Source organism: Bradyrhizobium sp. LTSP849 (genome assembly GCF_000938255.1).
In the GTDB taxonomy this organism is placed as follows: Bacteria; Pseudomonadota; Alphaproteobacteria; order Rhizobiales; family Xanthobacteraceae; genus Bradyrhizobium.
In genome coordinates, this window is record NZ_JYMR01000004.1 from 386,526 (window position 1) to 401,703 (window position 15,178).

General features: G+C 64.2%; 17 protein-coding genes and 1 tRNA gene. 16 read left to right on the forward strand and 2 right to left on the reverse strand.

Features of this window, described 5'->3' with window-relative positions; all coding sequences use genetic code 11:
• Positions 1-121: 121 nt before the first annotated feature.
• The 7 genes from UB31_RS04165 (at position 122) to UB31_RS04195 (ending at position 5,123) form a co-directional block, all read left to right on the forward strand.
• A complete protein-coding gene (locus UB31_RS04165) occupies positions 122-841 on the forward strand; it encodes an amino acid ABC transporter permease (protein WP_045009913.1) in 720 nt (239 codons plus the stop codon).
• The gene (locus UB31_RS04170; RefSeq protein WP_045009914.1) at positions 838-1,494 is read left to right on the forward strand and encodes an amino acid ABC transporter permease; all 657 of its coding nucleotides are present in this window, start codon (positions 838-840) and stop codon (positions 1,492-1,494) included. Before UB31_RS04165 ends, UB31_RS04170 begins: the two co-directional genes overlap by 4 nt.
• Positions 1,491-2,219 carry an amino acid ABC transporter ATP-binding protein gene (locus UB31_RS04175; RefSeq protein ID WP_045009915.1) on the forward strand — a complete coding sequence of 243 codons (729 nt, stop codon included), beginning with the start codon at positions 1,491-1,493 and terminating at the stop codon, positions 2,217-2,219. The genes UB31_RS04170 and UB31_RS04175 overlap by 4 nt, the downstream gene beginning before the upstream one ends.
• A 53-nt stretch (positions 2,220-2,272) precedes the next feature.
• Positions 2,273-3,343 carry an NAD/NADP octopine/nopaline dehydrogenase family protein gene (locus UB31_RS04180; protein WP_045009916.1) on the forward strand — a complete coding sequence of 357 codons (1,071 nt, stop codon included), beginning with the start codon at positions 2,273-2,275 and terminating at the stop codon, positions 3,341-3,343.
• Positions 3,344-3,418: 75 nt separating this feature from the next.
• Positions 3,419-4,291, forward strand: a complete 873-nt coding sequence (locus tag UB31_RS04185; protein WP_045001944.1) for an amino acid ABC transporter substrate-binding protein — start codon at positions 3,419-3,421, stop codon at positions 4,289-4,291.
• Positions 4,292-4,488: 197 nt separating this feature from the next.
• Entirely contained in the window at positions 4,489-4,725 is a 237-nt protein-coding gene (locus UB31_RS04190) for an antitoxin (protein WP_045001946.1), read from the forward strand.
• Between the two features lie 8 nt (positions 4,726-4,733).
• Complete coding sequence (locus UB31_RS04195) at positions 4,734-5,123, forward strand: type II toxin-antitoxin system VapC family toxin (protein WP_502691246.1); 390 nt, start codon at positions 4,734-4,736, stop codon at positions 5,121-5,123.
• A gap of 112 nt (positions 5,124-5,235) precedes the next feature.
• Here UB31_RS04195 and UB31_RS04200 read toward each other — a convergent pair.
• Together UB31_RS04200 and UB31_RS04205 are read right to left on the reverse strand one after the other, a co-directional pair.
• Positions 5,236-5,312 (reverse strand) — tRNA-Arg (locus tag UB31_RS04200).
• Between the two features lie 167 nt (positions 5,313-5,479).
• Positions 5,480-6,946 carry an ATP-binding protein gene (locus tag UB31_RS04205; RefSeq protein WP_045009918.1) on the reverse strand — a complete coding sequence of 489 codons (1,467 nt, stop codon included), beginning with the start codon at positions 6,944-6,946 and terminating at the stop codon, positions 5,480-5,482.
• Positions 6,947-7,375: 429 nt separating this feature from the next.
• On the opposite strand from UB31_RS04205, the gene rpmH reads away from it, so the two are divergent.
• The 9 genes from rpmH to dapD all read left to right on the forward strand — a co-directional run bounded on the left by rpmH (position 7,376) and on the right by dapD (position 15,000).
• Positions 7,376-7,510 carry a 50S ribosomal protein L34 gene (rpmH, locus tag UB31_RS40190; RefSeq protein ID WP_008542748.1) on the forward strand — a complete coding sequence of 45 codons (135 nt, stop codon included), beginning with the start codon at positions 7,376-7,378 and terminating at the stop codon, positions 7,508-7,510.
• A 27-nt stretch (positions 7,511-7,537) separates the two neighbouring features.
• Complete coding sequence (rnpA, locus tag UB31_RS04210) at positions 7,538-7,933, forward strand: ribonuclease P protein component (protein WP_045001951.1); 396 nt, start codon at positions 7,538-7,540, stop codon at positions 7,931-7,933.
• Positions 7,934-7,949: 16 nt separating this feature from the next.
• A complete protein-coding gene (yidC, locus tag UB31_RS04215; RefSeq protein ID WP_045009919.1) occupies positions 7,950-9,797 on the forward strand; it encodes a membrane protein insertase YidC in 1,848 nt (615 codons plus the stop codon).
• Positions 9,798-9,893: 96 nt separating this feature from the next.
• Positions 9,894-10,547, forward strand: a complete 654-nt coding sequence (gene yihA / locus UB31_RS04220) for a ribosome biogenesis GTP-binding protein YihA/YsxC (protein WP_045009920.1) — start codon at positions 9,894-9,896, stop codon at positions 10,545-10,547.
• Positions 10,547-10,912, forward strand: a complete 366-nt coding sequence (locus UB31_RS04225) for a DUF423 domain-containing protein (RefSeq protein ID WP_045009921.1) — start codon at positions 10,547-10,549, stop codon at positions 10,910-10,912. The genes yihA and UB31_RS04225 overlap by 1 nt, the downstream gene beginning before the upstream one ends.
• A gap of 177 nt (positions 10,913-11,089) precedes the next feature.
• Positions 11,090-11,977, forward strand: a complete 888-nt coding sequence (gene argB / locus UB31_RS04230; RefSeq protein WP_045001955.1) for an acetylglutamate kinase — start codon at positions 11,090-11,092, stop codon at positions 11,975-11,977.
• Positions 11,978-12,069: 92 nt separating this feature from the next.
• Positions 12,070-13,056 (forward strand): DUF1036 domain-containing protein, encoded by a 987-nt coding sequence (locus UB31_RS04235; protein WP_045009999.1) that lies wholly within the window; start codon positions 12,070-12,072, stop codon positions 13,054-13,056.
• 202 nt (positions 13,057-13,258) lie between these two features.
• On the forward strand, positions 13,259-13,951 hold the full coding sequence (locus tag UB31_RS04240; RefSeq protein ID WP_045009922.1) for a pyrimidine 5'-nucleotidase: 693 nt from the start codon (positions 13,259-13,261) through the stop codon (positions 13,949-13,951).
• Between the two features lie 203 nt (positions 13,952-14,154).
• Entirely contained in the window at positions 14,155-15,000 is an 846-nt protein-coding gene (gene dapD, locus UB31_RS04245; RefSeq protein ID WP_045001959.1) for a 2,3,4,5-tetrahydropyridine-2,6-dicarboxylate N-succinyltransferase, read from the forward strand.
• Positions 15,001-15,178: the final 178 nt, after the last annotated feature.

Genomic DNA, 15,178 nt, shown 5'->3' on the forward strand with positions numbered 1-15,178 from the left:
GTATGACAATATTCAATCGATGGCGGAATCATTCCGGGAATAGTGGAATTCAAGGGCTGCTGATGGACGACCGAGACCCGCGCTGCATCATGGAGATATTGCGCGACAGGCCCCCCGCGGCATGAATTACCGTTGGGATTGGTCGATCCTCTTCAAAGATACCTATATGGGTTGGCTGTGGAGCGGCCTGCTCTGGACCGTGATCATCAGCCTTGCCAGCTGGGCCGTCGCGCTCATGGTTGGTCTGCTGGCCGGGACCGCCCGGAGTTCGCCCTCGCGTGGTGCCCGGCTGCTGGCCGGACTCTATATCGACGTCTTCCGCAACGTTCCGCCGCTGGTGCAGCTCTTTCTCTGGTATTTCGTGCTGCCTGAAGTGGTCCCCGATTCCTTCGGGCTCTGGCTCAAGCGGGACCTGCCCTATCCGGAGGTCGTCACCGCGGTCGTGGCGATCGGCCTCTTCGCCGGCTCGCGCGTCGCCGAGCAGGTCCGCGCCGGAATCGACGCGGTCGGCGCGCCGCTGATGCCGGCGGCGCTGGCGACGGGGCTACGTCCGGCGCAGGCCTACCGGCTGATCGTTCTGCCGCTGGGCCTGCGCGCCATCGTCGGGCCGCTGACCTCGGAATTCCTGATCACCGTCAAGCTCTCCTCTCTCAGCCTCACGATTGGCGTCCTCGAACTCACCGCGCAGAGCCGCCATGTCGAGAACTACACCTTCCAGGGTTTCGAGGCCTTCACCTTCGCGACGATCGGCTACCTCGTCATCGGCCTGTGCGTGACGGGACTGATGCGCTTCATCGATATCAGGATCGGCGGCGCAGCCCTGCGAAAGACGCCGGCATGAGCGATTTCGACTGGGGTATCATCGCCCGCTCCTCGGCGTTTCTGGCGGAAGGCATGGCGCTCAGCGCGCTGCTGGTCCTGGTTGCGACCGTCGGCGGGCTGATCCTGGGCTTCGGGCTTGCGCTGATGCGGCTGTCCTCGCACCGGTGGCTCTCCGTCCCCGCCTCGACCTACGTCACTGTGATGCGCACGCTGCCGCTGGTGCTGGTGCTGTTCTGGTTCTACTTCCTCGTGCCACTCGCCATCGGCAGGCCGGTCGGGTCGCTCACCTCCGCACTGCTGGCGTTTGTGCTGTTCGAGGCGGCGTTCTACTGCGAGATCGTCCGCGCCGGCATCTCGAACGTTCGTCATGGACAGAGTGATGCGGGACTTGCGACCGGGCTGCGGCGCGCCCAGGTGCTGCGCCTCATCATCCTGCCGCAGGCATTGCGGGCGATGATGCCGCTGATCCTGAACCAGATCGTCATCGTCTTCCAGGACACCTCGCTGGTCTATGTCGTCTCGCTGCATGATTTCCTGACCGCCGCGAGCGTCGTCGCATCCCGCGACGGGCGCGCTACTGAGATGTATGCGCTGGTCGCGGTGGTCTATCTGGTGATTTGCCTGGGCACGACGAAAGCCGCCGAGTTCTACAGGAAGGGCCTTCCGTCATGATCGTCATCGACGATTTGCACAAATCCTACGGCCACCAGCAAATCCTGCGCGCCTGCTCCGCGACCGTCAACCTCGGCGAGGTCGTGGTGGTTTGCGGACCGTCCGGCTCCGGCAAGAGCACGCTGATCAAATGCATCAACGGGCTCGTGCCGTTCGAGCGCGGAACGATCACGGTGGATGGCGTCTCAGTGTCCTCACCCAAGACCGACCTGCCGGCCCTGCGCGCGCGCATCGGCATGGTGTTCCAGAGCTTCGAACTCTATCCACACATGACGGCGTTGCAGAACGTCAGCCTGGCGCAAATCCATGTGCTGAAGCGCTCGCGGGCCGAGGCCGATGCGCGCTCGGAGAAAATTCTGGCGCGGGTCGGGCTCGGCGACAAGCGGGACAGCCGACCCAGCCAGCTTTCAGGCGGACAGCAGCAGCGCGTCTCGATCGCCCGCGCTCTGGCCATGGACCCGCGAGCCATGCTGTTCGACGAGCCAACGTCGGCGCTCGACCCAGAAATGATCAACGAGGTGCTGGAAGTCATGCAGGAGTTGGCACTCGAAGGCATGACCATGATGGTCGTGACCCATGAGATGGGTTTCGCCCAGCGGGTCGCCGATCGCGTGCTGTTCATGGACCGCGGCCAGATCGTGGAGGACACGCCCAAGGCCCAGTTCTTCACCGCCCCCGCCTCGGAGCGAGCCAGGCAGTTCCTCACCAACGTCCTGACGCATTGAGCGGCTGAGATGATCGCCTTTCCCCAACCAGACCCAGAAAAGGCGCTCGCACGATGCGCGTAAGTATTCTTGGAGCCGGCTCCGCTGCCTGCGGCGCTGCCGCCTATCTCTCGACGGCCGGACATGACCCGATGCTGTGGTCGCCTTCCGGCCGGAGCACGCAAGCCCTCGCGGCAGGAGAGCCGCTGCGAGCGACGATGGCGATCGAGACCAGCTTCCATCCGCGCATCGCTGACAGTGCAGCCAAAGCTATCGCCGACGCTGACGTCGTGATGCTCGCCATGCCAGGCTATGCCCACAAGATGGCCCTCGATGAAGCGGCGCGGCACCTGCGGGAGGGACAGCCGATCATCATCAGCTCGCACGCCTCCTTTGGCGCGCTCTATCTCTCGCGGCAGCTCGCGGCGCGTGGCGTCCGTTCGCCGATCATCAATTGGGGCACGACGCTGACGACCGGCCGCAAGACTTCGCCGACCGAGGTCGCCGTCAACTCGGTGCGCTCGAAGATCGATCTCGCGACGGTGCCGCAAGGCGGCAGTGCCGAAGGTCTCGCGCTCTGCACGGCGCTGTTCGGCGACCGCTTCGTCGAACGCGAGGGGCTTCTCGCCATCGCGCTCAGCAATCTCAACCCGCAGAACCACCTCGCCATCGCCCTGTACAACCTGACCCGCATGGAGCGCGGCGAGCGCTGGGGGCAGGCGGAGAACGTCACGCCCGCCGTCGGGCGTGTCATGGAAGCGCTCGACGCCGAGCGGCTGGCGATCGCCGAAGCCTTCGGCGTTTCGGTCCGCACCATCCACGAACACTACGCCTACTCCTACCAACTCCCGGTCGCCAGCATCGCCGAGATGAATGCCGAACTACATAACCGCGGGCGCGGCGGCTTCGGCCCCGCGACGCTGGACAGCCGCTATGTCCTCGAGGACGTGCCCTTCGGATTGCTGCCGACGGTGCTGCTCGGGCAACTCGTCGGGCGGCCGGCGACGTTGCACGATGCTGGGATGACGATGCTTTCGGCGGCCTACGGCCGCGACTTCGCAGGAGATAACGACCTTTTGCCCGCGCTCGGCTTCGCGCAGATGACGAGGGAGGAACTCCAGGCGCGGGCACGCGGAGGATACTAGACGAGGATACTAGACACTTGCCCTCCGCCGGGGGCGGATCACCATGCGAGCGATCGCGACAACCGAAAGAGACCCATGACACTCAATCTTGCTGCCGCCACAGGCGCGTTCCTGGCCATCGGTCTCGCAGCTTCGTCTGCAGGAGCGCAGGAAGTGGACTCCATCGTCAAGAAGTTGCGCGACACCCAGACCATCACCATGGGCGTTCGGGACGCCTTGTTTCCCTACAGCTATCTCGACGACCAAAAGAACCCCACCGGCTATTCGGTCGAGTTCTGCACGCGCATCATCGACGACATCAAGAGCGAGTTGAAGCTGCCCGAGATCAAGATCAAATACGTCCCGGTCACGATCCAGAACCGTCAGGCGCTCGTCGCCAATGGCACGATAGACCTCGAATGCGAAGGCACGGTCAACACCTTCGGCCGCAACAAGCAGGTCGACTTCTCGTCGGTCTCCTATGTCTCGTCGAGCCAGATGCTCGTCCTTAAGAGCGCCGGCATCAAGAGCTATGACGATTTGAACGGCAAGATCGTCGCGGTAGCGACCGGCGGCAGCAGCGAGCCTGACCTCAAAAACCTGATCGCCGAAAAGAAGCTGAACATCCGGATCGTGAATGTCGACGACCACGCGGCCGGGCTCATCACCGTCGAGACCCGGCGCGCCGACGCTTATTTCAGCGACAATGGCGCCTTCTACGGGCTGATCCGGCAGTCGAAGAAGCCGGACGCGCTTGAAATCGTCGGTGACGAATATGGCTACGCGCCGCAGGGCTTCATGGTGCCCAAGCTCAATCCGACGATCCTCTGGATCGTCAACCACTCGATGGGGAAGATGTTCAAATCGGGCGAGGCCGAGGCCCTGTTCAACAAATGGTTCGGCCAGTTCGGCGCTCACGTCACGCCGAAACTAAGGGCGGCGTGGTCCACCCAGTCCTACGCCGAATGAGCCCGGCCTGACATCGCGCCGGTTTCGCCTCGCCTTGCGCAGGGCGGATCGACGGGGGTGGTCGTCCCTTGGCGATCGCCTGCGCAATCCGTCAGCGCCCTTGGCGTCAGGCCGAAACGGAAACTACCCGGCTTGGCGGGTCCTTGTAATCCCGCGCCCAGTGGCATATGTCTACGGCATATGCTTGGAGATAACCCATGCCTGAGCAGAGGCACGTCAGACTGTTCCGCAACGGCCGCAACCAGGCGGTCCGTATTCCTGTGGAGTTCGAACTGCCGGGCGACGAAGCGATCATGCACCGCGACGGCGATCGTCTGGTGATCGAGCCGGTGCGTAAGCGCGGACTGGTCGCCCTGCTCAAAACGATGAAGCCGCTGGAAGAGAGTTTTCCTGAAATCGACGACCCCCCGCCCGCGCCGGAGAGCGTGTTTTGACTCGCTACATGCTGGACACGAACATCGTTTCCGACCTGATCAGAAATCCGCAGGGCAAAGTTGCAAAACGGATCGCCAAGCTGGGCGAGGACAACATCTGCACCAGTATCATCGTGGCGGCCGAACTGCGCTACGGCTGCACGAAGAGCGGGTCGAAGCGACTGCTCAAAGCTGTCGAAGACCTGCTCGGCGAGATAAATGTGCTGCCATTCGAAGTGCCAGCCGACACCGAATACGGCGGAATTCGCGCCAAGCTGGAAGCGGCGGGAAAGCCGATCGGCGGCAACGACCTGCTGATCGCCGCTCATGCCTATGCGACCGGCGCCACGATCGTGACCGCCAATACCGGTGAATTCAAACGTATCCCCGGCCTGAACGTGGAGAATTGGCTTGCTTGAAAACTTACGAGCAAACCAACCTAGCTTAGCAACACAAACAGACGCGGCTGATGCAATGAGAGGGCCGATTCAGGACCCTGAGTTCGCAGTTTTATTCTGAATGATGAGAAAATGGCGCGCCCGGAACGATTCGAACGTCCGACCCTCAGATTCGTAGTCTGATGCTCTATCCAGCTGAGCTACGGGCGCGTGTTTCGCGAACAGCGTTGGCGGGCCAAAGCCCGCACGCAGCCTCCGGACAGCGCCGGAGGGGTGCGAAAGAGCGCTCTGACTAACCGCTCTTGCCCCGATTGGCAAGGTCCGGGTTAGGGAGATTTTGCAGCTAAATGACAATTTCGATGTCGGCCTTTGGCCGATTACGCCCGCGCCCGCTCGTTGCGGATGGAGAGGAGTTCCACGGGGCGGTCGGGGATGACGATCCGGAAGGTGGCGCCGATGGTGCCTTCGACCAGGTGGATGTCGCCGCCATGGGCGCGGATGAGCTCGGCGGCGATCGCCAGCCCAAGCCCGCTGCCGCCGGGGCGGCCGGAGGTCTGGAACGCCTCGAACAGATGCTCCCGGGTCCGCGGGGGAACGCCGGGGCCGGTGTCGGAGACCTCCAGGATGGCGACCGCGCCCTCGCGTTTGCCGGTGATCCGGATCTGCTGCACGCCGCCGTCGCCGGCCGCATGGCTTTCCAGCGCCTGGGCGGCGTTGCGCACGAGGTTGAGCAGCACCCGAAACAGCTGGTCGGGATCGGCATCGACCGCGAGCCCGCGCTCGACGGCGGCGACCCAGGCAATCGAGGCGTCGTTGGCGAGACCCGCGGTCTCGCGCACCTCCAGCACGACAGGCTCGATCAGCATCATGCGGCGGTCGGGCGCGGCCTCCTGGGCGCGGCCATAGGACAGCGTCGACTGGCAGAAGGCGATAGCGCGCTCGAGCGAGCGCACGAGCTTTGGCGCAAAGCGCTGCACCCGCGGATCGGGCACGCTGGCGAGCTGGTCCGACAGCAGCTGGGCCGACGCCAGCAGATTGCGCAGATCGTGGTTGATCTTGGAGACGGCGAGGCCGAGGGCGGCGAGCCGGCTCTTCTGATGCAGCATCGACATCAGATCGCGCTGCATGTCCGACAATTCGCGCTCGGCGACGCCGATTTCGTCGCTGCGCTGGCTCGGCACGATGATCCGCGCCGAACTCTCGGGATTCTCGTGGAAGCCGACCAGGCTCGCGGTCAGCCGCCGCATCGGCCGCACGAACAGATAATGCAGCGCGAGGTAGACGAGGCCCGCGGTCAGCGCCGCGATGATCAGCGCGACCACCACGACGTTGCGGGAGAAGCGGTACATCGATTGCCGCAGCGGCAGCTCGTCGGTGACGATCTCGATGAACTGGGCGTTGCCGACACCGGGGCCGACGATGCGGATCGGCTGGTTGCCGGTCTCCAGCATCATCTGGAACGAGCCGGTGATCGCCTCCCACGCGGTCATGTCGCGCAGGTCGATGTCGTGCTCGATCGTGGCCGGCAGATTGTCGCTGGCGAGCAGGCGGCGCTGCTGGCCCATCTTGATCGCGACCGCGCGCGCATTGATGCTTTTGAGGATCTGCCGCGACAGCGAATCGGGAACCATGCCGAGCGGCGCCGCATCGAGCACCAGCGCCGCCGTGTTGGCCGCCGCGACGCGGTCGTTGAGCCGGTTGACCCAGAAATTGGCGATCGCGGGGACATAGAGCAGGCTCGCCGCGATCATCACCAGGGGAACGGTCAGCAGCAGCAGCTTGCCGGACAGGCCAAGCCCCGCCGGCCCGCGCGACCGCGTCACCGGCGGGTCCGGCTGATCCATGACCCGATCTGTGGCTCGATCCAAAGCTCTATCCAAGTCTTGGGTCGGCTGGAGGTCTGTCGCCACAAAATTCGCCCCTGCTGGCCTTGCTACTGGAGGACTGGCTATTGGAGGATGCGACCCACACTAGGGCCGGTCAAATTACGGATCGCTAATCTCCCAAGGTGGGATGTAAGCGCTGATCCGGCGAGCCGCTACCTCAAGAGTTAAAAACCCCGCCGAAACAGTGATATTCATCCGACCTGTGCGGTCCTGCGACGTTGACGAAGAGGGGACGCTCCCTTATAAGCCGGCCAAATTGTCCGCGATGACCCGGCGTGAAGCTGGGAGCGGCTCTCTTGGGGCCGGAAATGGCCCATTTTGGGCCGCATCTTCCGGACTTTACCCTTAATTCTACAGGCAAATTGCCCGGTCAGCGGAGAAAAACCCGTGAAGCGGACTTATCAACCCAGCAAACTGGTGCGCAAGCGTCGTCACGGCTTCCGGGCTCGTCTCGCCACTGCCGGCGGCCGCAAGGTTCTCGCCGCACGCCGCGCCCGCGGCCGCAAGCGTCTGAGCGCCTGAGCCGGACCCCCTTTTTGGGATTTCATCATGGATCGGCTGAGGCAGCGGGCGGATTTCGTCGCCGTTGCCAATGGCGCGCGGGTGAATAGTCCCGCGTTCGTCCTGCAAAGCCTTGACCGCAGAAGCCTTGGCCGCGACGACAGCGGCCCGATCCGGATCGGCTTCACCGTTACCAAAAAGAACGGCAACGCCCCCGAGCGCAATCGCATCCGGCGCCGGCTTCGCGAAGTGGTGAAGCGGCTCGATCCGGTATCGATGCTACCCCATCATGATTATGTGCTGGTCGGACGCAGGGACGCGCTCACGCGCGACTTCGCGACCATGATCGACGATCTCCGCGCAGCGTTCACAAAGCCCGCGCGGCAGGCGCACAAGGGACGCGGCCAAAAGCCCGCCCCAGCGACCAGCCGCAAACCGGATTGATGACGAGACAATAGTGATGACCGACAATCGCAACACCATCCTCGCCGTCATTCTGTCCGGCCTGGTGCTGATCGCCTGGCAGTATTTCTACAACGTGCCGGCGATGGAGAAGCAGCGCGCCCAGCAGCAGACGCAGGCCGAGCTCCAGAAGACCGCGCCGCAGCCGACGGCGTCCGCAACGCCGGGCGCCACACCGCAGTCCGGCAGTGCGCCGGCGCCCGCGACGACCCCGGGCGCGAACCAGCAGGTCCAGCCGGTCGTGGCCCGCGACACCGCGATTGCAGCCAGCCCGCGCGTGAAGATCGACACACCGCGCCTCGCCGGCAGCATCGCGCTGAAGGGCGGCCGCATCGACGACCTCGCGCTGCTGCAATTCCGTGAGACGGTCGACCCGAAGTCGCCGCCGATCATCCTCTATTCGCCCTCGGGCACGGCAGAACCCTATTACGCCGAGTTCGGCTGGGTGGCGGCGACGGGCGTGACGGCGAAGATGCCGGACGCGCAGACCGTCTGGCAGCAGGACGGCAGCGGCAGCCTGACGCCGACCACGCCGGTGGTGCTGAAATATGACAATGGCGAAGGCCTCACCTTCCGCCGCACCATCTCGGTCGACGATCACTATCTCTTCACCGTCAAGGACGAGGTGAGCAATGTCGGCAATGCGCCGGTCAAGCTCTTCCCCTTCGCGCTGATCTCGCGCCACGGCACGCCGCAGGTCTCGGGCTATTACATCCTGCATGAAGGCCTGATCGGCTATCTCGATGGCTTGCAGGAATACGCCTACAAGAAGATCGACGAAGCGAAGTCGGTGAGCTTCAAGGCCACCAACGGCTGGCTCGGCATGACCGATAAGTACTGGGCCTCGGCGTTGCTGCCCGACACCAGTGCCGAGCTTCAAGCGCGCTTCTCGTCGAACCTCAACGGCAATGTGCACACCTACCAGACCGACTATCTGCTCGATCCCGTCACCGTCGCGATCGGCGGCACCGCAACCGCGAACGCGCGGCTGTTTGCGGGCGCCAAGGAAGCCGGCGTCGTCGGCGTGTTCCCGTTCGCAGGCCTCGGCGGCTACAACAAGGAGCTCGGCCTCAACCATTTCGATCTCTTGATCGACTGGGGCTGGTTCTACTTCATCACCAAGCCGATGTTCCTCGGGCTCGACTTCTTCTACCGCTTCTTCGGCAATTTCGGCATCTCGATCCTGCTCGTGACCGTGATCGTGAAGCTCTTGTTCTTCCCCTTGGCGAACAAGTCCTACGCCTCGATGGCGAAGATGAAGTCGATCCAGCCGCAGCTTGCGGTGCTGAAAGAGCGCTACCCTGACGACAAGGTGAAGCAGCAGCAGGAGATGATGGAGATCTACCGCAAGGAGAAGATCAATCCGGTCGCCGGCTGTCTTCCCGTGGTGATCCAGATCCCGGTGTTCTTCTCGCTCTACAAGGTGCTGTTCGTCACCATCGAGATGCGGCACGCGCCATTCTTCGGCTGGATCAAGGATCTCTCCGCGCCCGATCCGACCAATCTGTTCACGCTGTTCGGCCTGATCCCGTTCGATCCGACCACGCTTCCCCTGTTCGGCCACTATCTCGCGCTCGGCATCTGGCCGATCATCATGGGCATCACGATGTGGTTCCAGATGAAGCTGAACCCGACGCCGCCGGATCCGACCCAGCAGATGATCTTCAACTGGATGCCGCTGATCTTCACCTTCATGCTGGCGGGCTTCCCGGCGGGTCTCGTGATCTACTGGGCCTGGAACAACACGCTGTCGGTGCTCCAGCAGAGCTTCATCATGCGCCGCAACGGTGTGAAGGTGGAGCTGTTCGATAATCTCAAGGCGACGTTCGCGAAGAAAGCGACGTAGCTCCGTCATTGCGAGCGCTTCGCTTCCGCCTTCGCTCTTCGAGCTACGGCGGACAAGTCGCTCGCAATGACGCGGTAAACAACTGAAAGCCTTCGCATGACCGACGACAAAGATGCGAAGCTGATCGAGGCCGGGCGAAAACTGTTCACCCGCGACTGGCAGTTCATCTGGGCCTCGCCCTCGATTGCATCGCTGCCGCCGATGGCGGGGCTGGAGATCGCCTTTGCCGGCCGCTCCAATGTCGGCAAGTCGAGCCTGATCAACGCGCTCACCGGCCGCAACGCGCTGGCGCGCACCTCGCACACGCCGGGCCGCACCCAGGAGCTGATCTTCTTCGAGGTCCCCGGCAAAGCCGACTTGCGGCTCGTCGACATGCCCGGCTACGGCTATGCCAAGGCGCCCAAGACCCAGGTCGCGTCCTGGACCGATCTGATCCACAAATTCCTGCTCGGCCGCGCCTCGCTCGCGCGGGTCTATTTGCTGATCGATGCGCGGCACGGGCTGAAGGACGTCGACCATGAAATCCTGGGCACGCTCGATCGCTCCGCCGTCAGCTATCAGATCGTGCTGACCAAGGCCGACCAGGTGAAGGCATCGGAGCTTGCCGAGAGAATCGCCGAGACCGGCCTTGCGCTCGCCAAGCATCCCGCCGCGTTTCCGGATGTGCTGACGACCTCGTCGCGCTCCGGGGCCGGAATGTCCGAGCTGCGCGCCGCGATGGCGAAGCTCCTGGAAGAGCGGACATCGTAATGGCCGTGTTCCGCCTGTTGATTGGGCTTGCCGGTTTGATGGGCGCCGCCGGCGTGGCGCTGGCGGCCGCGTCCGCGCACGGCGGCGATGCGAGCCGGCTCGCCTCCGCCAGCGCCATGCTGCTGTTTCATGCAACTGCCATACTTGCGACCGTCGCGCTGCTCACGCACGGCCTTCTGCACGGCGGAATTGGCCTCATGGCAGCGTTCGGCTTCGTGATCGCAGCCACGCTGTTCGCGGGCGACCTCACCGTGCGGCAATACGCCGGGCATTCGCTGTTTCCCTACGCCGCGCCGACCGGCGGAACGCTGATGATCGTGAGCTGGCTGGCGGTGACGCTGGCAGCGGTGGTGCCCAAGCGCTGATCCGTAGCCCGGATGGAGCGAAGCGCAATCCGGGACCGCTGGCGCTTTTGGCACCGACCCCGGATTACGCTTCCGCTCCATCCGGGCTACGCAGCTACATACCAGTCCCACTTTGCGCCTCGCCCGCCAATCAGATAGAACGCAGGCCGCGTTTGTCCCGCCAGCGAGATCTGCCAGATGACCGAAATCTCCCCGCTCGACCAGGCCCGCATCCTGTCCGAAGCGCTGCCGCACATGCAGCAGTATGACGAAGAAACCATCGTCATCAAATATGGCGGCCATGCCATGGGTGACGAGGAGACCGCGAGGAATTTTGCCCGCGACATCGTGCTGCTCGAGCAGACCGCGATCAACCCGGTGGTGGTGCATGGCGGCGGGCCGCAGATCGCGACCATGCTCAAGCGCCTCGGCATCGTCTCAGAATTCGCAGCCGGCCTGCGCATCACCGATGCCGCGACCATCGAGATCGTCGAGATGGTGCTCGCCGGCTCCGTCAACAAGCAGATCGTCGGCTACATCAACGAAGCCGGCGGCAAGGCCGTGGGCCTGTCAGGCAAGGACGCCAACATGGTGAAGGCGTCGAAGACGACGCGCACCATCATCGATCCGGACTCGCATATCGAGAAGGCGGTCGATCTCGGCTTCGTCGGCGACCCCGAGAAGGTCGACCTCACGCTGCTGAACCAGCTCATCGGCTATGAGCTGATCCCGGTGCTGGCGCCGCTGGCGACCTCGAAAGATGGCCAGACGCTGAATGTCAACGCCGACACTTTTGCGGGTGCGGTTGCCGGCGCGCTGAAGGCAAAACGTCTGCTGCTGCTCACCGACGTGCCGGGCGTGCTCGACAAGTCGAAGAAGCTGATCCCGCAGCTTTCGATCAAGGACGCGCGAAAGCTGATCGCCGACGGCACCATTTCCGGCGGCATGATCCCGAAGGTCGAGACCTGCATCTACGCACTCGAACAGGGCGTCGAGGGCGTCGTCATCATCGACGGCAAGATGCAGCACGCGGTGCTGCTCGAGCTCTTCACCAACACGGGCACGGGAACGCTGATCCACAAGTGATGAGCGAGCGGCCAAGGACCGAGGGCGCCCCGCCCGCGCTTGACGAGCGCGGGACGAGGCCTCGCCGTCGCTCGGTCGTGACCCGTTTCCTGATGACGCTGCCGGCAGCAGTCGTGTCATTCGTCTTCTCCTCCGCACCGGCCGTCGCCGACCTCAAGATCTGCAACCGCATGTCCTATGTCGTCGAGGCCGCGATCGGCATCGACGACAAGGCGGCGACTGCGACGCGGGGCTGGTTCAGGATCGATCCCGCCACCTGCCGCGTGGTGGTGCAGGGCACGCTCTCGGCCGACCGCATCCTGCTCAATGCGCGTGCGCTCGGCGTCTATGGCGCTTCGCCCATCCCCCAGAACGGCAGCGACATGCTTTGCGTCGCGCAAGACAATTTCGTCATCGCGGCCGCGCGACAGTGCCGCGCCGGCCAGACCCAGGCTGCCTTCACCCAGATCACGCCGACGCAGAGCGACGACGGCAATTTCACCGCCTATCTCGCCGAGGATTCCGAATATGACGACGAACAGGCGCGGCTCGCCGGCATCCAACGGCTGCTGCTGATCGCCGGCTATGATGCAGCCCCGATCGACGGCGTCGACGGGCCGAAGACGCAAGGTGCCCTTGCCGCGTTCCTGAAAAGCCGCGGGCTGCCATCCGACATCGTCTCGTCGCCGAACTTCTTCAAGACCATGGTCGACGCGGTGCAGACGCCATCGCCGAGCGGCCTGACCTGGTGCAACGACACGCCGCACAAGGTAATGGCGGCGGTTGCCGCCGACGACGGCAAGTCGGTGACGAGCCGCGGCTGGTATCGCATCGATCCCAAGACCTGCCTGCATCCCGACGTGACCGGCACACCGAAACAGATCTTCAGCTTCGCCGAAGCCGTCGATACCGACAACCGCGTTATCAAGCAGCAGGACAAGCCGTTGAACTGGGGCGGCGACAGGCAGCTCTGCACGCGCGAGACCAAGTTCGAGACCAACGAGCAAAGCGATTGTCCCGCGCGCGGATTTGCGGCGACGGGTTTTGGCGCCGTGGACATGTCGAGCGGCGGCAAGACGCTGCGCTTTGCGGTGCCGTGATGGTGATGGTGTGATCAGCTCTAGCGCCACAAACACCCGTGTCGTCCCGGCGAAGGCCGGGACCCATAACCCCAGGATTGGGTTTGACGAAGAACGACGACCAGAGTGCCTCATTGATAGATCACGCGGTATGGGTCCCGGCCTTCGCCGGGACGACGGCGGAAAGTGGGCCACGCTTGCGAGTAGCAGATAGAGATTTGATATGAGCCCACCCCGCCGCACCTTCGCCCATATCGACACCTGGATGTTCGACCTCGACAACACGCTCTACCCGCATCACGTCAATCTGTGGCAGCAGGTCGATGCGCGGATCGGGGAGTTCGTTTGCAACTGGCTGAACGTGAGCCCTGCGGAAGCGCGCAAAATCCAGAAGGATTATTATTTGCGCTTCGGCACCACGATGCGCGGCATGATGACCCTGCATGGCGTGCGCGCCGACGACTATCTCGCTTACGTCCACAAGATCGACCACTCGCCGCTGGAGCCGAACCCGCAGCTCGGCGAAGCGATCGCGAAACTCCCGGGACGCAAGCTGATCCTCACCAACGGCTCGGTCGACCATGTCGACGCCGTGCTGGCGCGGCTCGGCCTCGCCTCGCATTTCGACGGCGTGTTCGACATCATCGCCGCCGGGTTCGAGCCGAAGCCCGCGCCGCAGACCTATCAGAAATTCCTCGCAGACCATTCGGTCGATCCGACACGCGCCGCCATGTTCGAGGACCTCGCCCGCAACCTCACCGTTCCGCACCAGCTCGGCACGACCACGGTGCTGGTGGTGCCTGACGGCACCAAGGAAGTGGTGCGCGAGGACTGGGAACTGGAGGGGCGCGATGCGGCCTATGTCGACCACGTCACGGACGATCTGGCGGGGTTTTTGGCGGGGCTGTCACGTTAGGCCCGTAGCCCGGATGGAGCGAAGCGAAATCCGGGACATCGCACCGCAGGAGAGACTTTCCCGGATTGCGCTTCGCTCCATCCGGGCTACAGGGCTCGCGCGCCCCGGGACGACGGCGGAGTATGCCTTGACTCCTCCCCGCCAAATCCCGAAAAAGCCTCCCAATCCGCCCCAAATTCCCGTCCGTCTCTGAGGAAATCCCGATGTCCCTGTCCGCCCTCGAATCCACCATCAACAGCGCTTTCGACGCGCGCGACGGCATCTCGACCTCGACCAAGGGTGAGGTGCGCGAGGCCGTGGACCAGGTGCTGGAGACCTTGGACAAGGGCGAGGCGCGCGTCGCCGAGCGCGGGGCCGACGGCAAGTGGAAGGTCAATCAATGGCTGAAGAAGGCCGTGCTGCTCTCCTTCCGCCTCAACGACATGGACGTCATTGGCGGCGGTCCCGGCAAGGCGAGCTGGTGGGACAAGGTGCCCTCCAAGTTCGAAGGCTGGGGCCCGAATCGTTTTCGCGACGCCGGGTTTCGTGCGGTGCCGGGCGCCATCGTCCGCCGCTCGGCCTTCATCGCCAAGAACGTCGTGCTGATGCCGTCCTTCGTCAATCTCGGCGCCTATGTCGATGAGAGCACCATGGTCGACACCTGGGCGACCGTCGGCTCCTGCGCGCAGATCGGCAAGCGCGTGCACATCTCCGGCGGCGCCGGCATCGGCGGCGTGCTCGAGCCGCTCCAGGCCGAGCCCGTCATCATCGAGGACGATTGCTTCATCGGCGCACGCTCCGAGGTCGCCGAGGGCGTCATCGTGCGCAAGGGCGCGGTGCTGGCGATGGGCGTGTTTCTTGGCGCCTCGACCAAGATCGTCGATCGCGAGACCGGCGAGATCTTCATCGGCGAAGTGCCGGAATATTCCGTCGTCGTCCCCGGCGCGCTGCCCGGCAAGCCCATGAAGAACGGCCAGATCGGCCCGAGCACCGCCTGCGCCGTCATCGTCAAGCGCGTCGACGAGCGCACGCGGTCGAAGACCAGCATCAACGAGCTGCTGCGGGATTGAGTTCGGGCCGCGAGCCCCAATCCCTCACCGTCCCCCTGAGGTGCGCGCCCTGCAACGCAGGGCAAGCCTCGAAGGGCGACGGCCCGGCTGACGCATCTCGGCCGTCCATCCTTCGAGGCTCGCCATGGCGCGCGTTGCGCCCCATGGCTCGCACCTCAGGATGACGGGTTAAGTAGCG

Coding starts and splice junctions, on each gene's coding strand:
- UB31_RS04165 (WP_045009913.1), top strand. CDS start 122: ATGAATTACCGTTGGGATTGGTCGATCCTCTTCAAAGATACCTATATG.
- UB31_RS04170 (WP_045009914.1), top strand. CDS start 838: ATGAGCGATTTCGACTGGGGTATCATCGCCCGCTCCTCGGCGTTTCTG.
- UB31_RS04175 (WP_045009915.1), top strand. CDS start 1,491: ATGATCGTCATCGACGATTTGCACAAATCCTACGGCCACCAGCAAATC.
- UB31_RS04180 (WP_045009916.1), top strand. CDS start 2,273: ATGCGCGTAAGTATTCTTGGAGCCGGCTCCGCTGCCTGCGGCGCTGCC.
- UB31_RS04185 (WP_045001944.1), top strand. CDS start 3,419: ATGACACTCAATCTTGCTGCCGCCACAGGCGCGTTCCTGGCCATCGGT.
- UB31_RS04190 (WP_045001946.1), top strand. CDS start 4,489: ATGCCTGAGCAGAGGCACGTCAGACTGTTCCGCAACGGCCGCAACCAG.
- UB31_RS04195 (WP_502691246.1), top strand. CDS start 4,734: ATGCTGGACACGAACATCGTTTCCGACCTGATCAGAAATCCGCAGGGC.
- UB31_RS04205 (WP_045009918.1), bottom strand. CDS start 6,946: ATGGATCAGCCGGACCCGCCGGTGACGCGGTCGCGCGGGCCGGCGGGG.
- rnpA (WP_045001951.1), top strand. CDS start 7,538: ATGGATCGGCTGAGGCAGCGGGCGGATTTCGTCGCCGTTGCCAATGGC.
- yidC (WP_045009919.1), top strand. CDS start 7,950: ATGACCGACAATCGCAACACCATCCTCGCCGTCATTCTGTCCGGCCTG.
- yihA (WP_045009920.1), top strand. CDS start 9,894: ATGACCGACGACAAAGATGCGAAGCTGATCGAGGCCGGGCGAAAACTG.
- UB31_RS04225 (WP_045009921.1), top strand. CDS start 10,547: ATGGCCGTGTTCCGCCTGTTGATTGGGCTTGCCGGTTTGATGGGCGCC.
- argB (WP_045001955.1), top strand. CDS start 11,090: ATGACCGAAATCTCCCCGCTCGACCAGGCCCGCATCCTGTCCGAAGCG.
- UB31_RS04235 (WP_045009999.1), top strand. CDS start 12,070: ATGACGCTGCCGGCAGCAGTCGTGTCATTCGTCTTCTCCTCCGCACCG.
- UB31_RS04240 (WP_045009922.1), top strand. CDS start 13,259: ATGAGCCCACCCCGCCGCACCTTCGCCCATATCGACACCTGGATGTTC.
- dapD (WP_045001959.1), top strand. CDS start 14,155: ATGTCCCTGTCCGCCCTCGAATCCACCATCAACAGCGCTTTCGACGCG.